Annotated in this window: 17 protein-coding genes and 1 pseudogene; 11 read left to right on the forward strand and 7 right to left on the reverse strand. The window is 34.9% G+C overall.

Features of this window, described 5'->3' with window-relative positions; all coding sequences use genetic code 11:
- Nucleotides 1–139 precede the first annotated feature (139 nt).
- Nucleotides 140–2,590 (reverse strand): type I DNA topoisomerase, encoded by a 2,451-nt coding sequence (gene topA, locus ABWU45_RS05445; protein WP_353278116.1) that lies wholly within the window; start codon nt 2,588–2,590, stop codon nt 140–142.
- 598 nt (nt 2,591–3,188) lie between these two features.
- On the opposite strand from topA, the gene ABWU45_RS05450 reads away from it, so the two are divergent.
- The gene (locus ABWU45_RS05450; protein ID WP_353278118.1) at nt 3,189–4,460 is read left to right on the forward strand and encodes an MFS transporter; all 1,272 of its coding nucleotides are present in this window, start codon (nt 3,189–3,191) and stop codon (nt 4,458–4,460) included.
- 66 nt (nt 4,461–4,526) lie between these two features.
- Nucleotides 4,527–5,870: a DNA repair protein RadA gene (gene radA / locus ABWU45_RS05455; RefSeq protein WP_353278119.1), complete on the forward strand. Its 1,344-nt coding sequence runs from the start codon at nt 4,527–4,529 to the stop codon at nt 5,868–5,870.
- Between the two features lie 107 nt (nt 5,871–5,977).
- On the opposite strand, the gene ABWU45_RS05460 is transcribed toward radA, so the two are convergent.
- Complete coding sequence (locus ABWU45_RS05460) at nt 5,978–6,232, reverse strand: hypothetical protein (protein WP_265031076.1); 255 nt, start codon at nt 6,230–6,232, stop codon at nt 5,978–5,980.
- Between the two features lie 584 nt (nt 6,233–6,816).
- The gene (gene ftsY / locus ABWU45_RS05465) at nt 6,817–7,728 is read right to left on the reverse strand and encodes a signal recognition particle-docking protein FtsY (protein ID WP_353278121.1); all 912 of its coding nucleotides are present in this window, start codon (nt 7,726–7,728) and stop codon (nt 6,817–6,819) included.
- 176 nt (nt 7,729–7,904) lie between these two features.
- Here ftsY and iscU point away from each other — a divergent pair, with 176 nt between their 5' ends.
- From iscU to ABWU45_RS05485, 4 genes are read left to right on the forward strand one after another with little or no spacing between them, the layout of a single operon-like run.
- Entirely contained in the window at nt 7,905–8,288 is a 384-nt protein-coding gene (iscU, locus tag ABWU45_RS05470; RefSeq protein WP_006012607.1) for a Fe-S cluster assembly scaffold IscU, read from the forward strand.
- Nucleotides 8,289–8,293: 5 nt separating this feature from the next.
- A complete protein-coding gene (locus tag ABWU45_RS05475) occupies nt 8,294–8,680 on the forward strand; it encodes a HesB/IscA family protein (protein WP_006012614.1) in 387 nt (128 codons plus the stop codon).
- A complete protein-coding gene (locus ABWU45_RS05480) occupies nt 8,673–9,131 on the forward strand; it encodes an iron-sulfur cluster co-chaperone HscB C-terminal domain-containing protein (RefSeq protein ID WP_006012616.1) in 459 nt (152 codons plus the stop codon). The genes ABWU45_RS05475 and ABWU45_RS05480 overlap by 8 nt, the downstream gene beginning before the upstream one ends.
- Nucleotides 9,109–11,010 (forward strand): Hsp70 family protein, encoded by a 1,902-nt coding sequence (locus ABWU45_RS05485; RefSeq protein ID WP_353278123.1) that lies wholly within the window; start codon nt 9,109–9,111, stop codon nt 11,008–11,010. The genes ABWU45_RS05480 and ABWU45_RS05485 overlap by 23 nt, the downstream gene beginning before the upstream one ends.
- Nucleotides 11,011–11,013: 3 nt before the next feature.
- Here ABWU45_RS05485 and lepB read toward each other — a convergent pair whose 3' ends face one another.
- Nucleotides 11,014–11,799: a signal peptidase I gene (gene lepB, locus ABWU45_RS05490; RefSeq protein ID WP_007302623.1), complete on the reverse strand. Its 786-nt coding sequence runs from the start codon at nt 11,797–11,799 to the stop codon at nt 11,014–11,016.
- Nucleotides 11,800–11,998: 199 nt separating this feature from the next.
- Between lepB and ABWU45_RS05495 the strand changes: the two genes are divergently transcribed.
- Nucleotides 11,999–12,355, forward strand: a complete 357-nt coding sequence (locus ABWU45_RS05495) for a TrbC/VirB2 family protein (RefSeq protein WP_007302624.1) — start codon at nt 11,999–12,001, stop codon at nt 12,353–12,355.
- Nucleotides 12,356–12,357: 2 nt separating this feature from the next.
- On the opposite strand, the gene ABWU45_RS05500 is transcribed toward ABWU45_RS05495, so the two are convergent.
- Complete coding sequence (locus ABWU45_RS05500) at nt 12,358–13,356, reverse strand: pyruvate dehydrogenase complex E1 component subunit beta (protein ID WP_353278125.1); 999 nt, start codon at nt 13,354–13,356, stop codon at nt 12,358–12,360.
- Between the two features lie 60 nt (nt 13,357–13,416).
- A complete protein-coding gene (locus tag ABWU45_RS05505) occupies nt 13,417–15,321 on the reverse strand; it encodes an ankyrin repeat domain-containing protein (RefSeq protein WP_353278126.1) in 1,905 nt (634 codons plus the stop codon).
- Between the two features lie 325 nt (nt 15,322–15,646).
- Between ABWU45_RS05505 and uvrA the strand changes: the two genes are divergently transcribed.
- Nucleotides 15,647–18,460 (forward strand): excinuclease ABC subunit UvrA, encoded by a 2,814-nt coding sequence (gene uvrA, locus ABWU45_RS05510; RefSeq protein WP_353278133.1) that lies wholly within the window; start codon nt 15,647–15,649, stop codon nt 18,458–18,460.
- A 51-nt stretch (nt 18,461–18,511) separates the two neighbouring features.
- The gene (locus tag ABWU45_RS05515; protein WP_353278135.1) at nt 18,512–19,216 is read left to right on the forward strand and encodes a ComF family protein; all 705 of its coding nucleotides are present in this window, start codon (nt 18,512–18,514) and stop codon (nt 19,214–19,216) included.
- A gap of 31 nt (nt 19,217–19,247) precedes the next feature.
- Here ABWU45_RS05515 and ABWU45_RS05520 read toward each other — a convergent pair.
- Nucleotides 19,248–19,455 (reverse strand): annotated as a pseudogene (locus ABWU45_RS05520) (transposase); the annotation flags it as partial.
- A gap of 490 nt (nt 19,456–19,945) precedes the next feature.
- Here ABWU45_RS05520 and ABWU45_RS05525 point away from each other — a divergent pair.
- A complete protein-coding gene (locus ABWU45_RS05525; RefSeq protein WP_353278137.1) occupies nt 19,946–21,004 on the forward strand; it encodes an ankyrin repeat domain-containing protein in 1,059 nt (352 codons plus the stop codon).
- A gap of 298 nt (nt 21,005–21,302) precedes the next feature.
- Nucleotides 21,303–22,658 carry an AAA family ATPase gene (locus ABWU45_RS05530; protein ID WP_353278139.1) on the forward strand — a complete coding sequence of 452 codons (1,356 nt, stop codon included), beginning with the start codon at nt 21,303–21,305 and terminating at the stop codon, nt 22,656–22,658.
- Nucleotides 22,659–23,293 lie beyond the last annotated feature (635 nt).

The following is a 23,293-nucleotide window of genomic DNA, read 5'->3' on the forward strand; positions in this document are numbered from 1 at the left end:
CGTTACACTACTGCAGCTGCTGACTTAGTAGCGGCCGCAGTAACTTCTTTCCTGTCATTCAGTCTCTTTTTTTCTCAGTTCCAGCGTGTAGCGCTGGAACAACAATAAAGAACATATAAAGAATGGTTATGCAAGAAGTCTACTTTTTATTCTTAATTAACTCTAAAGCCTTCTTCAGATCTATACTTTCAATATCTGCATTCTTGCCCAAAGCAACGTTTGTTTTACCGCATTTTATATAGAATCCGTACCTACCGTTGCAGATAAAAACTTCTTTTCCCTTTTCATTAAAACCAAGAGATTTTAGCTCTTTGCGTGGGCTGCTCTCAATAATTTGTATAGCTTCATTTAATTGTGTGTCTAATACCTCCTTAGAGCTTTTTTTAAGAGAAAAGTATCGATCATCATAGAGAATATAGTACCCAAATCGTCCAAGACCTATTTTTACTTCCTTTCCAGTTTCTGGGTGTTCTCCGATTATTTTCGGCAGGGAAAGTAATCGAGTGGCGGTATTTAGATCAATATCATTAACATTTATATCTTTTGGTACAGAAATCTTTTTTTTCTTTTCTGACTCACTATTAAACTCCAGATAAAGTCCAAAAGGACCTTTTTTGATCATTACCTCTTGGCCTGTCACATCATCTATACCCAAACTTTTTGGATATTCTGAATTGTCATTACTGCCCGTAATTTCTTTTGTATGATTGCATGCAGGATAGTTAGAACATCCAAGAAACACACCGGCTTTTCCAAAATTTAATTTCAATATACCACCAGAGCAATTAGGACATTTTTTACCTATTTCTTCCTTTCCTTCCTCTGAGCAAAACCAATTGACTACCAAATCATGAATACCACTAAAAATCTCATCATGTGTCATTTGCTTAACAGAATTTACATGATTAAAAAATGGCACCCAAAAATAGCCTAGTTCTTTTTTCCAATCTGCATGTCCATTTGAGATTGAATCAAGCCTTTCTTCCATTTGTGCTGTAAAGTCATACTCTACACAACGCTGAAAAAAAGTTTCCAAAAATATAGTCACGATCTTACCGCGGCTGCTTGGAATAAATCTTTTGTTATCCAATGAAACATATTCACGATCTTGTAATACCGAAATAATTGTTGCATAAGTTGATGGGCGACCTATACCGACTTCTTCCATTTTTTTTACTATACTCGCTTCACTATAACGAGGTGGCGGTTGAGTAAAGTGCTGTTTCGGATCAACAGAAATCAACTTGCACGCTTCCTCTTCCTTCATGGCAGGTAGCAGGCCTTCATTTTCGGCTTCCATGTTATCTTGATAGACTTTATAAAAACCATCAAAGAATATACTTGATCCACTTGCTCGCAGAATCACTTTCTGGTCAATAGAACTAATTCCAATTACCACTTGATCAAGAATCGCCGATTCCATTTGACTTGCGATGGTTCTTTTCCAGATTAAATCGTACAATTTAAATTGCTCTGGCGTTAAGTAATCCTTAATACTACCCGGTGTTCTATTAATATCAGTTGGCCGGATTGCTTCATGTGCTTCTTGAGCATTTTTGACCTTTTTTACATATTTACGAGGAGACTGCGGTAAATATTTATCACCATATAATGACTTAATTGATCCCCTGATTGAGTTTATAGCCTCATCTGCAATATGAAACCCATCTGTACGCATATAAGTTATCAACCCTACGGTTTCACCACCAATATTGATACCTTCATATAAATTTTGCGCTACTCGCATAACATTTTTCACATTAAAATACAGTTTATTCACTGCATCTTGCTGAAGACTTGAGGTGATAAATGGAGGAAGCGGGTTTCTCTTAACTTGCTTGCGTTCTACTGTGCTTACAGCATACTGCCTTGACTCGATCTCCCTGACTAAGTTCTTTGCCTCTTCTTCATTTTTAATATCAAATTTTTCTAGCTTTTTATTGTCATAGTGGCTTAGCATAGCAAAAAAAGCCTCATCTTTGCTATTTTGCATTTCTGCCTTTATGCTCCAATACTCCTGTGTTATAAACTTACTGATTTCATCCTCTCGTTCGCATATAAGCTTTAATGCAACAGACTGCACTCGCCCTGCAGATTTGCTTCCCGACAATTTTGTCCACAGCAGCGGTGACAAGCTAAATCCAACTAGATAATCCAAAGCTCTGCGTGCTTGCTGTGCACGCACTAAGTCCATATTAATTTCACGTGGATTTTTTATAGCTTCTTGCACTGCTCTTTTTGTTATTTCGTTAAAGACTACTCTATGAATGTTGCTTTCATCATTGATTGCTTTTCTTTCCTTTAGTGCCTCTATCACATTCCAAGCTATTGCTTCTCCTTCTCTGTCTGGATCTGTTGCAAGGTATATATCTGATGTTTTACTAGCTTCCTTGACTAACTCTTTTACATACTTTTCTGCTTTTTCAATAATCTCATACTTCATGGCAAAGTCATTATCAGGATCAACAGAACCATTCTTCGCTGGCAGATCTCTGACGTGGCCAAAGGATGCAGCAACTTTAAATTCTTTACTCAAATATTTACCTATCGTCTTTGCCTTTGCCGGCGACTCAACTATCAATAATGCCATAATTATTAGTACTTAAAGGTAATATGTTGAAATATATAGAATAAAAAGTAAAAAAATATTTTAATGGTCTTCTCAGTTTTTTAAGTGAATTGTTTTAATGTTAGCAAAAAACCTAATGAAAGAGCCTACTTTACAAATTTTCCCAACTCCCTTACCATAAGGATAACGCTATACTATTTATCTTCGTCTGTGCAGATTAAACGACAAAAGCATAACGCAGTTGTCGTCTTATTTTTAATTTTTTGCACTATGTGCATCTTATTTCTTTACAAAACTTCCAGTTTTTTAACCATATAAGCTGAAACGGGCTGTTTAAGACAGGCCAATTTTCAGGAGTCACAACTAGCTAATAGGGGGTTTCTTTTGTCTTTTTTCTACTTGGTAAATTTCTTGATATTTGTAGCTAAAGTAATTTAAGAGAGGTGTCATTCCACCATGTCATTCCAGCGGATGACCAGATTTTTTTATTTGATCCCAGACTGGCTGGTTATGCAAGTTCCAATTTTAATAATATTTACATATAAGCCATACGCTTGAGTTGCAAAGTTCTAAAAAGCAGCCAAAATAAAAATAAGTAGACATTTACAAATTAAACTAAGTGTACAATCAACAAACAAGAGTATTGATTGCAACAATACTCTGTAGAATCGCAATATGGTATGACCATATGCTCTTTATTGATCTGGTTAATATAATTAGTAGAGAATTTTGTTATGCAAAAGATATCTACTACAGCATATTGCAATTGTTTGGAATTGCAGGACTGGGTGCAATGGTAAGACCACTTGGTGCATTCGTATTTGGTCACATTGGTGATAGGTATGGAAGGAGAATGGCGTTAACGATTGCTATCTTGCTAATATCGATTCCTTCTAGTCTCGTTGCGTTTATTCCAAGTTATAGTAAAATAGGAATAACCTCTACTATGTTGCTTCTTACAATCCATCTGATACAAGGGGTTGCACTTGGCGCTGAGCAAGGAGGTAGCTCTGTTTATCTCATAGAGCATTTACCTAATAAGAAAAAACTAGGAATGTTTTTTGGAATAATAAGTTTTGGTCGCTCTATTGGCATATTGCTCTCTGTGGTTGCAGTGATCATCTGTAAAAAAACCACTGATTTTAACGCTTGGGGTTGGAGGCTGCCGTTTATTTTTTCAGCCATTTTAGGATTAATAAGCGCATATAGTATATATACACTAGGAGAAACTCCAGTGTATGAAAAAAATCGAGAACAAAGAAATTTACCTAATTTACCAATAATAGAGCTTACAAAACGCTATAAAAGAGCCCTGATACTTGCCATTTTAATATCTGTACCTGTTAATGTTGCTGTTGGATTTACCATATTTCTTAGAACAATTGCAAAAGAAATAGTGTCTGTTGAAACTTATGTAACAACGTATGTCAACGAAGTTGTACTCATTATAACCAGTATATTAATGCCGATATCTTCAATAGTGCTTGGAATTTTAGCTGATAAAACAGGAAGAGAACGCACTGCAATCTTATTTATAGTGATAACAATGGTATTATGTTGTCCTATGTTATCTATTGCATATTACTATAAAAGCTATCTTATAATCATGTTGAGTGTTATGGCTCTTTCTATAATCGAGAGGGGTATTAATCCTATAGGGATAGTTACTGCTGAGCTTTTTCCTACTAATGTTAGATTTAGTGGTGTGAGTTTATCACGTAACATTTCTTATGCCCTGCATGGTGGATTTACTCCTATGATATGCACTGGGTTTACTATAATGTTTCCTAAAATAGACTTTGCTGCTGGGCTTTATGTAATTTTTTGCTTATTAGTCAGCTTAGTAGCAATATTGCAAATAAAACCACAAGATAAAAAGTGTGATTGGTAATTTTCTCTATTTAAATTTATTTCACTTATTTAGCTAATTTTTATTACAATTATAATTTTGGCTTTTATGAAAACTGCATACGTATGTCAATTCTGCGGTCATAGCACTGGAAGGTGGGTAGGAAGGTGTATTGCATGTGACAGTTGGGATACGGTTGTCGAAGAAATAGTACTAAAAACAGAAACGAGAAGTACATCTGCACCAATTTCAATAAAAGCGTTATCAGATAGTGAAATTATTACCCCCGATCGTTTTTTAACAGGAATAGAAGAGTTAGATAGAGTTTTTGGTGGAGGTATCGTTCAAGGTGCTAGCATTTTAATTGGTGGTGAACCTGGAATTGGAAAATCTACTCTTTTGCTTAGGATTGCAGCTAATGTTGTACAACTTTCCTCTTTTGAATGTCTTTATGTATCTGGCGAGGAATCTTTAGAGCAAGTGAGCCTCAGAGCAAAGCGTCTTAAGATAAATGAACCTAAAATTAAGCTTTTATCTACAGTATCTTTAACTGATGTAGTAGCAACAATAAGGAAAAATAAAAGTATTAAGTTCTTGATAATTGATTCTATACAAACTATGTATGATAGCAAAGTCACATCAGCACCAGGAACTGTAACTCAAGTCCGTACCTGCGCTCATGAATTGACTGTTCTTGCAAAGCAATATGGTGTTTCTCTCTTAATAGTTGGCCATATAACGAAAGATGGACAAATAGCAGGACCTAAAACCCTGGAGCATATGGTAGATACAGTACTATATTTTGAGGGTGAAAATAGTAATCAATATCGCATTTTACGCACTATTAAAAATAGATTTGGCCCTGCAAATGAAATTGGTGTTTTTGAGATGTCTGAAGCAGGACTCATGCCTGTTGATAATCCATCATCATTATTCTTAACTGCACACGATAAAGAAGTAGTGGGTAGCGCCGTATTTGCAGGAGTTGAAGGTTCAAGACCAATCTTAATGGAAGTGCAAGCATTAATAGCAAGGACTAATATGGCAACTCCAAGAAGGGCAGTAGTTGGTTGGGATATTAATAGATTAGCTATGATCATCGCGGTGCTAAATGCTCGTTGTAAAATGTTTTTGCATGATAAAGAAGTATATCTAAACATTGCGGGAGGACTCAAAATACAGGAACCATCAGCTGACCTTGCTGTTGCTGCTTCCCTTATTTCAAGTTTAGTAAATTTACCGCTACCAACTTCTTCAATAATCTGCGGTGAAGTTGCACTTTCAGGAGAAATTAGAAATGTTTCGCATGCTGATCTCAGACTAAGGGAAGCACAAAAGTTAGGATTTAAAAAAGCGATTATGCCTAAAAATGGCAATTATTCTTCTCATGATATTGAGATAATTAAGCTTGGTCATATAAAAGAGTTAAAAGAGATCTTCAATCACAGTTAAATACTATCTGCATGAACATTTTGCTTGTGAGAAGGATGTTATCCCAGCTCCCATAATGTCATTCAAGTAGCTGACACTGGCTTCTTTTTTTACTGTTTTTACTGTAATTAAAAATTCATTGGATCTTGATTATATATTTCCTCTGCTATAAGCAATAATTTTTCGCTCTCATCATAGAGACTTTTTGCGCTAGCTGCTAATTTCTCACTAACTTGTGAATGAGGTTTAAAAACTTCAGAACTGTGCCTCTGAATGCATTCGTCGACGCATCGATAGTATTGATCTGTATAGCCGTCTCTGTAGTTATAACATTGTATGTAACATTGAGTCTTTGCATATTCTGTTGGTGCTTTTTGTTTCATAATATACTCCTTAATTAAAAGCTAATACTTATATTAGCATACAAGTATAAATATTGTATTTATATTATTATAATTACTTTTCAAGTATACATGGCAAGTTGAAGTGGTTTTTGGTTGCCCACAAAACATATTAGATCCTTATTTCATATTCTTTAAAATATTTTTTTTCTTATACTTTCTTTATAAAAACCATGGGCGCCCATTGATTTTTATTGGCTAAAGTAAAGATCAAGTATCTGGAATTCTGGACATAAAATCCTCCTGTATAAAAAAGAGTTAGAAAAAAAATGCAGTGCACATACGACAGATATACACTGAAGAATACATTTTTTAATAAGTTTGATTAAAAAGTCTGCAGACTAAAGATAGATTTTGAGCTCTTAAAATATCTCTATTTGTAATTATAATGAGATTGAAAATATGCGGAAGTAATTTTTATACGTTAACGGCTCACCCAACCCACTTGCAATCTGGATCCCAGACTGGGATGACAAGAAAAGGCTACTCGGATAGGAAGTACTGGAATGATACCATCTAAAAACGGCTTCTCATGATAATTAAGCTTGGTCATATAAAAGAGATCTTCAATCACATTTAAACAGCGCTTCAGCAAACTGTTTGCCAGTAAATTCCCTCAGGTCTTCTATACTTTCACCAATTCCTATAGCGTGTAATTTCACCTTATAAGCTTCTGCAAGCCCAATCACTACTCCACCTTTGGCAGTACCATCTAGCTTTGTTACAATTAACCCGGTAACACCAACCATTTTACTAAACGCCTCTAATTGGCTATAAGCATTTTGGCCAGTAGTTGCATCAAGAACTAAAATAACATCATGAGGAGCAGTATCATCCAATTTCTTTATCGTTCTATGTATTTTTGACAGCTCTTGCATGAGATTTACATTGTTTTGTAGCCTTCCTGCTGTGTCAATCAAAACAACATCAACGCTATCTTTTATCGCTTGATTTACAGCTCTATATGCCACACTTGCAGAATCGCTACCGTGCTCTCCAGTAACAATAGAGCAATCAGAACGTTCTGCCCAAATATTTAATTGCTCACTCGCAGCAGCTCTGAATGTGTCGCACGCAACAAGCATAACGGATTTTCCTTTTTCCTTATATTTATGGGCAAGTTTACCTATAGTTGTAGTTTTTCCATTACCATTCACTCCGCATACCATTATTATGTGTGGTTTTTTATTCAAAATGAGCGGCTGCACAACAGGGTTTAATATTGTTTCTATTTCGCTCATTAACTGCTGTGTGATAATGTTATGTTCAACTTCTGATTCAAATTTGATACTTGCGAGCTTATCAATAAGCAATCTAGAAGTTTTATGACCTATATCCATGCTAATCAGCAGCTCTTCCAGATCATCTAAAAGCGACTGATCTAATTTTTTTTTGCCAGAAAAAATATTTTTTACTCCATCACTAAAACGGGAGGAGGTTTTTAATAGTCCTTGATAAAGATTACTGAATAAACTCAAGAAATACTCCTTCTAAAATTACCATATAAAGAATGACATGCACTATATGTATTTGTAAAGTAAATACACTCGTAACCTATATATTTTGTGAGTAAAATGTACCGCTTGCTAGTGTATTTTACTTTAGTTTTTAACCTAAATATGTTATAATGTAAGTAATGGTTTACGGGTAATCTATGAGTTATAATGAGAAAATTTTAGATCATTACGAAAATCCAAGGAATGTTGGTTCTCTGGATAAAAATGATCCAAATGTTGGTACTGGTTTAGTTGGTGCACCATCATGCGGAGATGTAATGAAACTGCAAATAAAGGTCAACGATAAAGGTGTTATTGAAGACGCAAAATTTAAAACTTTTGGTTGTGGTTCTGCTATAGCTTCAAGTTCTTTGCTTACAGAAATGATCAAAGGAAAAACTATTGAGGATGTAACAAAGATAAAGAATACTCAAATAGTGGAAGAATTGTCTTTGCCGCCAGTAAAGATACACTGTTCAGTACTTGCTGAGGATGCTATAAAAGCTGCTATTCATGATTATCAAAATAAACAAAAACATTGAGGAATATGAGTGAATTTCAAGGAGTAAATTCTGTTAAAAAACCTATCACTCTAACTGCAAATGCAGTAGAGAGGGTAAGGTTTTTATTGGACAAAAAGAAGCATGCTAACCTTGAAGAAGCAATAGGAATAAGAGTTCTAATTAAGCAAAAAGGATGCTCTGGTTTAAAATATGATATTGAATATGCATATGATGTTCGTCCTTTGGAGTCGGTAATTGAAGAAAGCTGCAGTGATGATCAAAAAGTCAAGGTGCTGATCGATCCAAAATCTATCATGTTTATCCTTGGCTCTGAAATGGATTATGTAGAGGAAAAATTCTCATCAGGTTTTATTTTCAAAAATCCTAATGAGAAAGGAAAATGTGGTTGTGGAGAGAGTTTTCATGTCTAGCAACCATTTCACATTATTTGGAATTGAACCGGCTTTTAACATCAGCTTTGATGAGCTGGAGAAAAAATATATTGAGCTAAGCAAAACTGATATAAATGAAAGAGAGTCCAAAAATATGGAAAATATCAACAAAGCTTATCAGGTACTGAAGTCACCGCTAAAGCGTGCCGAACATTTGTTGGATCTTTTTGACGTACAAAGCAAAAAAGAGCATCTTGATCCTGAAATATTAAATGAATCAATGGAAATAAGAGAATACTTTCTAGACTGCGATGATTTACAATTTGCAAGTAGGATGATTGATGAAAAGGTAAAAGATTGTACTAAAAACCTAATTAATGCTTTTGCTACAAAAAATTTTGATGAAGCTGCTACGCAAGTTTTTAGATTGAGATATTTATATAAGTCATTTGAGGAGATAAAGGAAAATGCGGCCAGTTCAAATTTCTGAACCAAGTTCAAATGAGGTGGTTTTTGGTATAGATCTTGGAACTACTAACTCTTTAATTGCCATGGTAAATAAAGCTGGCAATGTAGAAATATTTAAAGATGAGCAAGGTCGTGAACTATTACCTTCTGTCATTTCATATGAAAAGGATGTACTAAAAGTAGGCTACGATGTTAGCAAGAATGCTATCTGCTCTATAAAACGCTTAATGGGTAAAAGTGTTAAAGACTTGCATAAAGAAGGTATCAATTGTGAAATAGATAACGAAAGTGAAAAAGTTATTAGGGTAAAATGCTCAGAAGAAAAGTATCTCACTCCTATTGAGATCTCTGCTGAGATACTAAAAACTCTATGCAAGAGGGTAAAAAAATTCACAGGGATGAAAGTTAACAAAGCAGTGATTACTGTACCAGCTTATTTTGATGATTCAGCACGTAACGCAACCAAATATGCAGCAAAATTAGCTGGCATAGATGTTCTTCGCCTCATTAATGAACCAACCGCTGCAGCACTTTCTTACTCCATTGAAAAGAACAATAACAGTGGCATATATGCAGTTTATGACCTCGGTGGTGGAACATTTGACATTTCAATATTAAAATTACATCAAGGAGTGTTTCAAGTTCTTGCAGTTGGTGGTGATACTAAACTTGGTGGTGATGATTTTGATCATCTACTTAGTTTAATCGTGCTTGAAAAGTATAGAGAACAGGTAGGTTTAAATAAAAAATGCTCTAGTGTCATCCCGGTGCTCCGACACTGGGATCCAGAAAGTTTGATTGCAAGTGAACACACCAGAAAGTTATATAATAAGAACTGGATTCCAGTGTCAAGCACTGGAATGACACCATCTGATACAACTACCTACAAATTACAACATTCATACACTAAAACTGGTATCTGCAATATACGTGCTATAAAAGAGTACCTAAGTGAAAATGCATCTGGCACTTTTGAATTCAGCATCAATGGTGAATTATTTAAGTGCAAAATTACCAAAGAAGAATTCGAGCAAGCAATCAGTCCTTTGGTTAATAAGACTATAAATATAGTTACTCGTACTATAAGCAACATAGATCTTAAAATCGATGATATAAAAGGGGTAATTTTAGTTGGTGGTGCAACTAGAGTGCCATTAGTGCAAAATTCACTAATCAAACTCTTTGGCAATAAAGTGCTGAATGATGTGGATCCGGACAAAGCAGTTGCCAATGGGGCAGCTTTGCAGGCTCATTATTTAACTTCAAACTCAAAAGATAGGAATATTCTCCTTGATGTGCTGCCTTTATCACTTGGCATAGAAACTATGGGGGGAATAGTTGAAAAAATTATACCAAGAAATACACCACTACCAGTTTCAGAAATAAAAGAGTTTACAACTTACGCTAACGGGCAAACAGCAATGAAAATTCACGTTTGTCAAGGAGAACGTGAAATGATAAAAGATAATAAATCTCTAGCACGATTTGAACTCAAAGGTATACCACAATTGCCTGCAGGTTCTGCAAAAGTTGAAATAGAATTTACAGTTAGCATTGATGGAATATTGACTGTCACTGCAAGAGAAAAAACTACTGGAGTCGAACAGACAGTTGAAATAAATTCAAGCTCTGGCTTAAGTGAAGAAGATATTCAAGATATGGTCAATCAGTCAGTAAGTAACTTTGATGAAGATATGAAGGCTCGTTCCCTTGCAGAGGCTAAAATTAACGGTAACAAGCTCATACATCTAGTTGAAAATGTTTCCACTGAGCAAAAGTTAAAAATTTTACTACAGAACGCAAAAGACGCTTTACAGGAAAATGACTTAGACAACATTAATAATGCTATCTCTGAGTTAGAAAACTCTGCTTTAGAATTATGCGAATCAGCAGACAGATAGAGTTCATACAACTTTGTGAAGTACCCTGTCAAATCTCAGAGCAATAGGTAACCTAAAATCAAACGGCAACCAATCAACTTTGCCTAATTTAAACGATAAACCAACCATGCTTACGCGTCCAACTATATTTTCAGTTGGTATTAACCCAATTTCAGAAAACCTGCTATCAAAAGAATTATTTCTATTGTCTCCCATAACAAAAAATTGATCATCAGGCACATAATAAACTGGAGTATTGTATGATAACTTATTAGAAAGATTATCTATTAGAATTTCATGCTCCTTGCCGCTCGGGAGTGTTTCGATGTATCTTGCTATATTACGCTTTGACTCATAATCAAAAAAATTTTCAATTTGTCTTCGCTTTACTTTCTGATCATTTAAATATAACTCCCCCTCTATCATTTGCACTTTATCGCCCGGTATTCCTATTACCCGCTTAACAAATCTAATGCTGTCATTTCTTGTAGGCTTGAAAACTATTATATCACCACGCTCCGGAGGGGTATAAAAGATTCTACCGCTAAAGATGTTTGGAGAAAATGGAAAAGAGTGTTTACTATAACCATATGAATATTTACTAGTAAAAATATAATCTCCCTCAAGTAGAGTGCTTTTCATTGAACCAGAAGGAATATGAAATGGCTCAAATAAAAAACTACGTATTGATAGCGCAATTAGTAGCAAAAAAAACAGTGAAGATAAAAACTTTCTCGTTCTTGCTATCCGGTTCTCTCTCAATTCTTTCAATTTTATTTTCTTTATAAATTTAAGCTTATCATAACACATAAAAGTGGTAATGTGAAATTTTACTCATGGGTGTTATTGCTCTTTTTCGAAAGTCGAAATAAGCTCTCAAGTAATTGACAGTGATTGATAACCAATAGACATCATTTGCTATGCAATATTGTATAAATCACAATGCTAGTTTTACTGAAAATTATACTATTTTAGATATAATTATAATATTTAAACTTAAGGTATAGGGATGAACCCTACAATTAGAAAGGTTTTTTGTATTCTACTTATAGTATTATTTATTTCTTTTTCTCATGTTGGAAGTGCTGCTAACTCTAATGACGATACAACTGCTCAAGTAATATGTAATATTATTGGCTACGTTTGGGGAATAGGGGGACCGCTTATGACCGTAGTGATAATAGGAGCAGCTTTACTTGCAATATTTGGTAGAATGCCGTGGCCTGCTCTTTTCGCCCTCGGTGTATTTTGCGCTGTGTTTTTTGGCGCTAAAACTATTGTCATAAAAGTAATGGGTGGTATAAACTCTACAAATGCCTCTTTTATGGAAGAATGTGGAACGGGAGATAAAAAAAAGAGTCAATAGGACTATTTCTTTCTAAAGCAGACTTGGTGCACAGCTTCAACTATATCTTCCACTTGTGGTAATGCTTTCTTTTCTAGGTTTGCAGCATAAGGTAAGGGGACATCCTTGCCGGTTACCCGTACAACCGGAGCGTCAAGGTAGTCAAATCCTTGTTCCATAATCATGGCTGAGAGTTCTGCTCCTATTCCTGCAAATGGCCAACCCTCTTCTATGCTTACTAATCTATTGGTCTTCTTAATAGAGTTAATAACTGTTTCAGTATCAAGTGGTCTTAAGGTTCTGAGGTCGATAACTTCAGCTTCTATTCCTTCACTAGAGAGTAAATCTGCCGCATTTAACGCATCCATTAGTTTCAATGAAAAAGCAGTGATAGTTACATCCTTTCCTTCCCGTATAACAGCAGCTTTGCCTATCTCAAGTAGATAATCTTTATTTGATAGCTCAGAATCAGGAATCTCATGTTCATGTCCATAAGCGATCTCGTTTTCTAGAAATATTACCGGATTAGGGTCACGAATTGCAGCTTTAAGCAGACCTCTGCAATCGGAGGCAAAGTAAGGTGCTATTACTTTCAACCCTGGAACATGCGAATACCAAGATGCAAAGCACTGAGAATGTTGTGCAGCAACTCTTGCTGCAGCTCCATTTGGTCCACGAAACACTATAGGGCATCCAAGTTGTCCACCCGACATATAATTTGTTTTTGCTGCAGAATTTACGATTTGGTCGATAGCCTGCATAGAAAAATTAACAGTCATAAACTCCACTATTGGCCTAAGTCCAGCAAATGCTGCTCCAACAGCAAGACCAGCAAATCCATGTTCAGTAATGGGTGTATCAACTACCCTATTTTCTCCAAACTCTTTCAGTAATCCTTTCGTTACTTTATAAGCACCATCATACTCTGCAACTTCTTCACCCATGATAAATATATCAGGGTCATTTTGCATTTCTTCTCTGATCGCTGTGCATAAAGCTTCTCTTACACTTAAGATTGCCATTTGTAAACCTGTAGATTTCAACTGAAATAACTATATCAAAATTACCAGGAAGCGCACAAGTTAAGTTTTATAAACATCATGTTGCATCAAGCCTTGAATACTTACTTCTTTTAATTCAGTAGGTTGCGGTGATAGTGCGTATGTAACTCCACCGACTATCAATGAAGACATCACAGAAGTTGCAATCATCAATAGAATTGGTAATTGGAAGGCTATACTAAAGGCAACACCTACTGTCAACATGATTGCAAAGTTTACAGAAGCAATTTTTAAGAAAGACAGTTGTCCTTTTTCTGTTTTTTCTAGTAATACTTTATTTGCTTTGGTTTTGCTTAATTCACTATTAAGTGTTGTATTCTCGTTTTCCATATCTTTTATTTTTTGTTTTAGTGATTGGTTCTCTTTATTGAATTCTTTCAACTTAGTCTCATGTCCAGCTATGCAACTTTTTGATTCTGTTAGTTCCTTTTGCGCTTTTTTTAACAACACTTTTATTTTAGAATGCTTATTTTCGTTTTCTTCTAATTCACTATTAAGCGTTGCTTTTTCGCTTTCTAGATCTTGTATTTTTTGTTTTAGTGATTGGTTCTCTTCCTTTAGCTGAGCACATAATTTTTTTAATTTAACTTTACGTTTTTTAACCTTTTCTGTTTCTTCTGTAGTTTTCGTTGCGTTGTGTGTTTTGGAATGAGAAAAGGTACTAGGTACAACCTCAGATGGCTGATCACACATACTGTTTAGTTTATCTATTAGGTCTTCATCATTTATCAATGAGCGATCTGCTCCATGTTTTATCAAAAGGTTGGCTAATTCTTTATTGTCATATTTAACAGCAAAGTGTAAAGGGATATGTCCATCTTCATCTTGTGCATTAACATTTGCTCTATTATCTATTAGATACTTTACAATCTCTACATAACCATGCACAGCAGCATAATGTAAAGGGGTATGTTTATCTCTATTTCGTGCATCAACATCTGCTCCATTATCTATTAGAGACTTTGCATTCTTTACATCACCATTTGCAGCAGCATGGTGTAAAGGGGTCACGCCATCTTTATCTTGTGCATTAACACCTGCTCCATTATCTATTAGAGACTTTGCATTCTTTACATCACCATTTGCAGCAGCATGGTGTAAAGGAGTATATCCATTTTCATCTTGTGCATAAATGTCTTTTCCATCTTCTAATATAGATTGGCTTAAAGCTTCAGATTTATCTGCATAAAAACATATTCCGCTGTCTTCACTACTACTTTTATTTAAAAAGGTCCGTTCCTCATTATATGTAGTATACTGCTCTGGATGTTGATTGTGCAAATAAGTTTGTTCTATTTCTCTTATAGCCTGTTCTCCTTCTAATGCATCATCTACTTTGTTTATATTGTTTTCATTATTGTTCTCTTTCTGACGTTTTTCCAATACTCGCACTCTTTCCACTACTGATGCTTTCGTATTCTCATTATCTCTTGTCAAAGAACTTGCTGCCTCTAACATTCCTATTATAGCCTTTTTACCTTCTACATCGCCGACAATATCCCTTGGAGTTCGGCCTCGACTATCTTTTAGTGAAGGATCTGCGTTATTGTTCAATAAAAGCTGAACTATCTCTTTATGACCACGCAAAGCAGCAATGTGCAAAGCAGTGAATTTAGAATTAACATCACCCGACATTTGTTCATCAACTTTTACTTTCTTTTTTAGTAGGAGTTTTACTATTGGTACGCTGTTACATTCCACAGCAAGATGTAACAATGTGTAACCTGCAATTTTATCTAAATCTTGTATCATGAATGTCTTATTAGGCAGCACATTGTCCTTTAAGCCACTACACGCGTTATATACTTTTAAGTCTATCTCTTTTGATTCACTTACTATTTTTTTAAGTAAATTATCCTTATTCAAATCTTCACTCTTGCTTACTTTATTTATTATTTCAAAAAACTTTTCCTTTTCTATTGCCATAACTTTTACACCTAATTTATTTATCATTACCGCACAGTTACATAAAAAAGTTAAATTTATCGAAATTCTATGTTTTATATAAAATAAAATTTCCTGTTTCCAAAAATTGGTAAGCATGTTTTTGATGAGATTGTAGAAAACATACTTTTATGACACCATTTGTTGTACGAACTAACTTGGCGAAAACAGATGTTCATATAGTTGTGTGGCAAAATGTTTTGCACTAGTTATGCTACTTCGCTTTCCATAACAGTTGAAAAAATTAGTAGCAAGTTGTTGTGAGTTTATGTATTTTGAGGCTGTAATGGTCAAAGGTACATGAAGTATGATCAGAGTTAAAGGTGCAAGAGAGCATAATTTGCAGGGTATTGATGTCAATATACCAAAAAATAAGTTAGTTGTTATAACTGGACTAAGTGGTTCTGGTAAGTCTAGCCTTGCATTCGATACGATTTATGCAGAAGGCCAACGCCGATACGTCGAAAGTCTATCGGCTTATGCACGTCAATTTCTTAATATTCAAGATAAACCAGATGTTGAGTCAATCACAGGCCTCTCTCCTGCAATATCAATTAATCAAAAGTCGATCTCAAAAAATCCAAGATCAACTGTTGGAACCGTTACTGAAATTTACGATTATGTACGTTTGATATATGCACGAGTGGGAATACCTTATTCGCCTGTAACTGGGTTGCCAATAACGAAACAGGCTGTATCTCAAATTGTAGATACTATTATAGCATTACCTTTAGAAACTAAAATATATATACTTGCTCCTATTGTGCGTGGCAGAAAAGGAGAGCACTTCAAAGAGATATTGGAAATTAAAAAGCAGGGTTACGTGAGACTAAAAATAGATGGTGAAACATACAATATAGATGACTTGCCTAAACTCGACAAAAACAAGAAACATGATATTTTTGTTATTGCAGATAGAATCTCCATGTCAGATGATATAGGAAATCGACTACCAGGCAGTATAGAATCAGCATTGAGGCTGGGCCATGGCTTAATGTATGCAGAAATAGTGAACTTACCTGATAACCACAATTCCGAGTATAAAAATGGTCAAACTTTAACTTTCTCAGAGAATTTTGCATGTCCTGAGTCTGGCTTTACTCTTGAAGAAATAGAGCCAAGATTGTTTTCTTTTAACAGCCCCTACGGTGCATGCAGTTCATGCAGTGGGCTCGGTAAAAAACTAAGTGTTGATGCAAAGCTAATAGTGCCAGACGAAACGCTCTCGATATCTGAAGGTGCTTTAAAGCCAATTGGATCAATGTTCCGTCAAGTGCATACAAACTATGGATTGCTAAAAAATGCAATTCTATCACTGGCTGAAAATTGCAAATTTAGCCTTGATGTTCCGTGGAAGAATATAGACCAAAAAGTGAAGGATTTAATACTTTTTGGCTCTAGAGAAATGAAATTTCAAGGTTTGGTCAGTATCCTAGAACGCCAGATGGATTACGATGCATCACTTATTGATAGGTATTGTTCTGTTACTGACTGCAAAGAATGTGCTGGCTATAGATTGAGAAAAGAAGCACTTACAGTGAAAATTGACGAAAAACATATAGGTGAAATATCAAGGCTCAGCATCGATGAATCCCTTAAGTGGTTTGGAAATTTATCAGACAACCTTACAGAACAACAAAGGCAAATTTCAAATAAAATATTAAACGAAATAATCAAAAGGCTGACATTTTTAAAGAATGTAGGGCTAAATTACCTTACACTTGACCGTGAATCTAGCACTCTCTCTGGTGGTGAAAGCCAGAGGATCAGGCTTGCTTCGCAAATTGGCTCTGGTTTAACAGGAGTGCTATACGTGCTTGATGAGCCCTCAATTGGCCTTCATCAATGTGATAATGATCGATTAATTACCACACTTAAAAATCTGAGAGACATGGGTAATACTGTGATTGTTGTTGAACATGATGAAGACACAATAATGGCTGCTGATTATGTGATTGATATTGGTCCTGGAGCTGGCGTGAATGGAGGAAAAATCGTTGCAGAAGGAACACCAGATCAGGTACAAAAAAATTCAGAAAGCATAACAGGACAGTATTTAAGTGGAAAGAAGGAAATTTCAATTTCAAAAAGAAGAAAGCAAACAACTCAGTTCATAAAGGTAGTTAATGCTTGTGAGAACAACTTAAAAAATATAAATGTTGAATTTCCTATAGGGAATTTTATTTGTGTTACTGGAATATCAGGAGGAGGGAAATCAAGTTTAGTGATAGAAACATTATATAAATACTCAGCACACAAGATAAATCATTCATCTGCAAGGCATGGTCAATGCGACAAAATAGAAGGCCTTGAGTATATAGATAAAATTATAGAAGTTGATCAATCGCCAATTGGTAGGACCCCAGCATCAAATCCAGCAACATATGTTGGTATGTTTACTCACATCAGAAATTGGTTTGCAGGTCTCCCAGAGTCGAAGGCACGAGGTTACAATATAGGCCGATTTTCATTTAATACCAAGGGAGGAAGATGTGAAGCTTGTAAAGGTGATGGGCATTTAAAGATCGAGATGCATTTCCTACCGGACGTTTATGTGAAATGTGAGCAATGTAGAGGACAGAGGTATAACCGAGAAACATTGGAAGTTACTTACAAGGGAAAATCAATTTCTGATGTGCTTGATATGACAATAGATCAAGCATGTGACTTTTTTGAAAATCTTCCAATGATAAAGGAAAAGTTGATTTCTTTACAGGAAGTAGGGCTTGGCTATATAACGCTTGGACAGTCGTCAACAACGTTGTCCGGGGGTGAAGCACAACGAATAAAGCTGTCTAAGGAACTATCAAAGCGATTTACCGGGAAAACATTGTATATTCTCGATGAGCCAACAACTGGGTTACATTTTGAAGATGTAAATAATTTACTGAAAATACTCTATAGGCTAGTTGATTTAGGAAATACTGTTATAGTTATTGAGCACAATTTACATGTTATAAAAACTGCTGATTACATAATAGATATTGGTCCAGAGGGTGGAGTAAAAGGTGGCGAAGTGGTTGCTGTAGGAACTCCAGAAAAAGTTGCACAGACTCCAAAAAGCGTTACAGGCAAGTATCTTAAAACATATTTATTGGATCAAGTATCGACTATTTCTTAATAATTAGGTTATGAGGAGCATTTTAAAAGGTATACCTAACATATTTAATTCATGAATCTTCTCTTATTAAAAAAAGCTACAGATCTCATATTTCCAAACGTATGCGTAAGTTGTGAACGTATAATTGATAAAAGTTATGATTTATGCAGTGAATGCAACAAAAAAGTTAGTTTCTTAACTAAGCATTACTGCAATGTTTGTGGTGTAGTAATTCCAGATAACATTTATACATGTGGTAAGTGCATCAGCAACCCTCTACCATTTAAAGTATTAAGATCAGTTTTTGCTTATGATGAACATAGCAAAAATATGATTATAAATTTTAAATTTTTTGATAATTTAAATTATGTGAAAGTCTATGCAAAGTGGATGTACAAAGCTAACAAAGACATGTTTCAAAATGCAGAGGTCATAGTTCCCATACCGCTACATAAAATACGCTTATTTAAACGTAAATATAATCAAGCAGCATTGCTCGCGAAGGAATTAAGTAAGTTATCTAATTTATCTTATACACCATTTGCAATAAAACGTATTCGTCACACCAAACCTCAAGCTGGTCTTTCACTTAAACAGCGTGAAAAAAATTTGAAAAATACTTTTAAAGTAAGCAACAGCGAAATTATCAAAAACAAAATCGTGATATTGGTTGATGATGTAGTAACAACTGGCGCAACCGCAAGGTCTTGCTCTCAGGAAATTTTAAACTCTGGTGCAAGAGAAGTAAGAGTGTTATCGCTTGCAAGAACTATATGAAAATCAGCTTTTTTTATAACAAACCAATGGTTTGATTAAAATCAGGAGAATATGGAGGCAGATATATAACTTCAGCACCGACACTTTTAACAAATTCACTTATTTTCTATGAAAAGTTGCATTATCCAAAATCACCCAGCAAAAAGCTTGAACTAGCTATTAAAAACGTCTGTATCGCAATGGCCTTCAAAAATCATAGGCGCCATAATTTTTCCCTTATTCAAAGCTGCAATCATATTTTTGAATACTCACTGCATTCAGAAAAAATAGGTACATGCTAGTGTAATAGCACTGGATATAATAATTGGAACAAGTAAAAAAGCCTCTATTAGTTTTCTTATAGAGCTGGCTGGTTTAATGCTGTTATTATTCAATGATGCAAAATAATTTTCACTAAGGTTGGCCATCCATTTTGCGCCAGATAAGACCCTCTCACTATTTTTTTAGATAAGTTGACTTGTATTTGCTTTCCCATGTTTATAATTATGCTAATGATGGTAATAATAAATATGATTAGATCAACATAAATTTTTTACTTCCGTGTTTTTTCTGTTGTTGTTTATAATGGCTATAGTTACATCACATATTTCTTCCAATTAAATGTATCAGTTATTTATTGTAAATTACTGACTTTTTCAATGGTTTCTTTTTTTAAATAATTCCTAAAAATGTGTTTACTTTTGTTTGTAATTGTGTAGTAACTGCAACGTAAAGTTATAGGAGGTAAAGATGAATTTTAAAAATCTGAAAAAAATATTAAGTGTAATTGATAAAGATGCAAGTGTAAATAAAGATAACGTAATTAATAAAATAAAAGAGGTATTGCGAAGGGAAGATACAATAGCGTATCAAGAGTGGAAAAATAAAAATTTTAGTATAAATCATACATTCATCCAAAGTGATCCTGATGCCGAATTTACATTATTAATTGCAGCTGCAGCAGCTGGCTGTAAGGATTTAGTGAATGTTTTATTAGATAGGCATGCGGATGTTCATGTAGAAGGTGAAAATAGAGAGACTGCCTTGCATCATGCCGTTTATAGTGGATGTGTAGATGTAGTAAATGCTCTACTAAAAAAAGGTGCGGGTGTTAATGTAAAAGATAGAAATGATCGGACTCCTTTACATTATGCTACTATATATAACTTCATAGATGTAGTAAATGTTCTACTAAAGAGAGGTGCAGGTGTTAATATAAAAGATGGGAATGGTCGTACTCCTTTAAATTATGCTACTATATATAACTTCATAGATGTAGTAGATGCTCTACTATACGGAGGTGCAAATACTAATATAAAAGATGGAAATGGTTGTACTCCTTTGCATTATGCTGCTAAAAATGGCTATTTAGAGATAGTAGATGCTCTACTAGACAGAGGTGCAGATGTTTATGAAAAAGATAGTTTGCAGAAAACTCCTTTGTATTATGCCATTATAAATCACCAAGAAGATATGGTAGAGAGTATAAAAGGGTTTTTAAAAAATAAAGTAGTTCAAGGTAGTGTAGTTGTTGGTGGCTTAGTTGCCATGTTCGGGAATTTTTTAGCATCGACACTTTTTATAACCGAGACAATGGAAGGTACATTAACATCTGTTATGGCAGCAATAGCTGTATCTGCATCAACAGCATTAACATCTGGTTACGCTAAATATCTAATATCAACATTCGATAACGAAATAAAAGAAATAAAAGAGCGACAAAACGTAATGGAAGGGAGGCAAAGCTTAACAGAAGGGTGGCAAAGTGTAGAACTACAAAGCATATGTATACATAATGCTCTTTCGTAAATTTTTACTTCCGCACTTCTTTAGTGTTGCTTATAATAACTATAGATTTAGATCTTAATTAGAGGCTTTAATTACCTACTTTAAGTTATTGAATTTCTTATCATAGCATCTATCATTCCAGTACCCTGGAATGATAGAAAAAGAACACTGAATTAAAAATACAACATACCATCTTATATCTCTTAATACTTCATAATACCTCAATTATAGATTGATTAAGGATGCCTTAAGTTAGTCTTGCTTTACTATAAAAAGCTTGTATTATTTAAAAATCAACTATTAATCTATAAACTAAAATATGTTTAGTAGAACTAATATACCTTTTCTTATAGCTGGTGCTATTGCTTCTCTTACATTAATTACATCTGGAGTTTTTGCTGTAGCTCCTTACGTTGCATTTTTATCTTCAGTTGCAGCTTTAAATATAGCTCCCCCTGTTATTTTTATTTTATTTGCGCTTTCTGCAGTAGTAATTGTGTTTTCATATAAAATGATTAAACAAAATAAAAAATCTCAAGAAAACTCGAAAGCTGAAGTTGAAGAGCTAAATAAAGAGTCAAGGAAAGAAGAAAATACGCTAGCTCCAATTAAAGAAGAATTAGAGAATGAAGAGGCTAAAGAAAATAAAAAGAAGCTTAGTGATCTAGAAAAAAAAGTCGAGAGAATTTCAGATAGTTTTGTAACGAAAGATAAAGTGGAGGGGTTAGAAAAAGTGGTTGGTGACCTTTCTGCACAGTTAATTAATAGTACTGCAATAGATGAAGTAGAAGAAAAGTTGAGTATGGAATTTTATGCAAAAGGTGAAGAAAGAGGGTGGAATACAACATTTAGTGATATTATATTACCAAATGACATAAAAGAAAAATTGAAAGGGATTTGTGAGTTACAAGGCAGAGGATATCTCTTGTACGGTCCACCAGGAACTGGTAAGACTAGTATTAGTAAGGCAATTGCAAATCAAACTAAATCTCTGTTTGCGTTTATATCTGTTCCTGCATCTTGCTTATCTAATCAAAAGAATATAGATCAAGTTTTTGAGCAAGCAGAGACAAATAGTCCTTGTGTAATTTTTATAGATGAGGTTGACGGCATTGGCAAAAAGCGAACTGGTAATGAGAATGCAGGACCTTTAACTCATTTACTCACTAAATTGGATCGAGAGTTTTTATCCTTAAAAAATATAACGGTAGTTGCTGCAACTAATCATAAGAATCATTTAGATCCTGCGCTTATTAGGGGTGGTCGTTTGGAGTGTATTGAGGTTCCTGGGCTGGATAAAGACGATACACGTCAAGAAATATTACAAGAACGGCTCGAAAAATTAAAAGATAGCGATATGAAAATTCTTGTACAGGCTAGTAAGGGATTCTCAATAGCAAATCTGATTTGCTTAATCGATAAAATAAACGAAACTACAGAAAAGGAAGGCGAAATAAAATATCTTCGCACTTTCTGTAAAAAGTTTAAGGAGGAACGCAACATTGAAGATAAGCAGAATAAGAAACATAGTAACGAAAAAGCTCGAAACAGGGATACAAGGCTGTCATCTGGCTCATCTAGAAGCTTATCTAGTAGAAGCTTGTCTAGAAGTTCATCAGTGAGCTCTTCATTAAGTGATGTTTTTTCTCAAGGAAATGCGCAGAAAATCAATTAATAAGGAGCATTACTACACAGTCTGGAATAGACATCATACGAATACACACAAGGTGTCATTCCAGCACTTGACAATAGTTTTTACCCAGAAGGAACTTCTAAAAGGGTGTCATTCCAGTACTGGAATCCAGGAATTTTTTGAGCACGCAAGTTATGCCAAGTTTTTTGTTGGTAAGAAAGGCTGGATCCCAGTACTGGGATGACAGGAAGAGGGCTACTCGGGTGACATCGAAGGGGCTGCTTGCATAACTCAAATTCAAAGAAAAATCATTTAATGTCATTCCAGCGCGTGACGCTGAAATCCAGAAAGAAAGAACAATCGATCCCAGTGTCAGCTACTCGGATGACAGTGCGCCGTAGAAACACGGAAAGTGTTGAAGCTGTGCAGTAGATGAGGGAGGGCCCCTCGGAGCCGGTTTGCAAGAGCAGGCTTCAAACAGCCATAAGCTGCTTTGGTAAAGAGCTAAGGTAGTGAGCGTTATGGAAAAGGCACAATTATGTGTCATGTATGAAATAGAGAGACGAACGCAAGTGAACCACTGATGAAGTGTCGAAAGCGTAGAGACGACGTCAAAACCAGGGGGTAGTCGTTAACCTGGGATGAATCTACTGGGAGCTTGTTTACTGGGTAGGTGG

The organism is Wolbachia endosymbiont (group B) of Longitarsus flavicornis (assembly GCF_964028135.1).
Taxonomy (GTDB): Bacteria; Pseudomonadota; Alphaproteobacteria; order Rickettsiales; family Anaplasmataceae; genus Wolbachia.

Excerpts from the sequence above, each read along its gene's own strand:
- ABWU45_RS05480 (WP_006012616.1), top strand. The coding sequence starts at position 8,673 with ATGTCTAGCAACCATTTCACATTATTTGGAATTGAACCGGCTTTTAAC.
- ABWU45_RS05460 (WP_265031076.1), bottom strand. The coding sequence starts at position 6,232 with ATGAAACAAAAAGCACCAACAGAATATGCAAAGACTCAATGTTACATA.
- ABWU45_RS05530 (WP_353278139.1), top strand. The coding sequence starts at position 21,303 with ATGTTTAGTAGAACTAATATACCTTTTCTTATAGCTGGTGCTATTGCT.
- ABWU45_RS05485 (WP_353278123.1), top strand. The coding sequence starts at position 9,109 with ATGCGGCCAGTTCAAATTTCTGAACCAAGTTCAAATGAGGTGGTTTTT.
- iscU (WP_006012607.1), top strand. The coding sequence starts at position 7,905 with ATGAGTTATAATGAGAAAATTTTAGATCATTACGAAAATCCAAGGAAT.
- ABWU45_RS05505 (WP_353278126.1), bottom strand. The coding sequence starts at position 15,321 with ATGGCAATAGAAAAGGAAAAGTTTTTTGAAATAATAAATAAAGTAAGC.
- radA (WP_353278119.1), top strand. The coding sequence starts at position 4,527 with ATGAAAACTGCATACGTATGTCAATTCTGCGGTCATAGCACTGGAAGG.
- ABWU45_RS05475 (WP_006012614.1), top strand. The coding sequence starts at position 8,294 with ATGAGTGAATTTCAAGGAGTAAATTCTGTTAAAAAACCTATCACTCTA.
- topA (WP_353278116.1), bottom strand. The coding sequence starts at position 2,590 with ATGGCATTATTGATAGTTGAGTCGCCGGCAAAGGCAAAGACGATAGGT.
- uvrA (WP_353278133.1), top strand. The coding sequence starts at position 15,647 with ATGATCAGAGTTAAAGGTGCAAGAGAGCATAATTTGCAGGGTATTGAT.
- ABWU45_RS05515 (WP_353278135.1), top strand. The coding sequence starts at position 18,512 with ATGAATCTTCTCTTATTAAAAAAAGCTACAGATCTCATATTTCCAAAC.
- ABWU45_RS05500 (WP_353278125.1), bottom strand. The coding sequence starts at position 13,356 with ATGGCAATCTTAAGTGTAAGAGAAGCTTTATGCACAGCGATCAGAGAA.
- lepB (WP_007302623.1), bottom strand. The coding sequence starts at position 11,799 with ATGTGTTATGATAAGCTTAAATTTATAAAGAAAATAAAATTGAAAGAA.
- ABWU45_RS05525 (WP_353278137.1), top strand. The coding sequence starts at position 19,946 with ATGAATTTTAAAAATCTGAAAAAAATATTAAGTGTAATTGATAAAGAT.
- ABWU45_RS05495 (WP_007302624.1), top strand. The coding sequence starts at position 11,999 with ATGAACCCTACAATTAGAAAGGTTTTTTGTATTCTACTTATAGTATTA.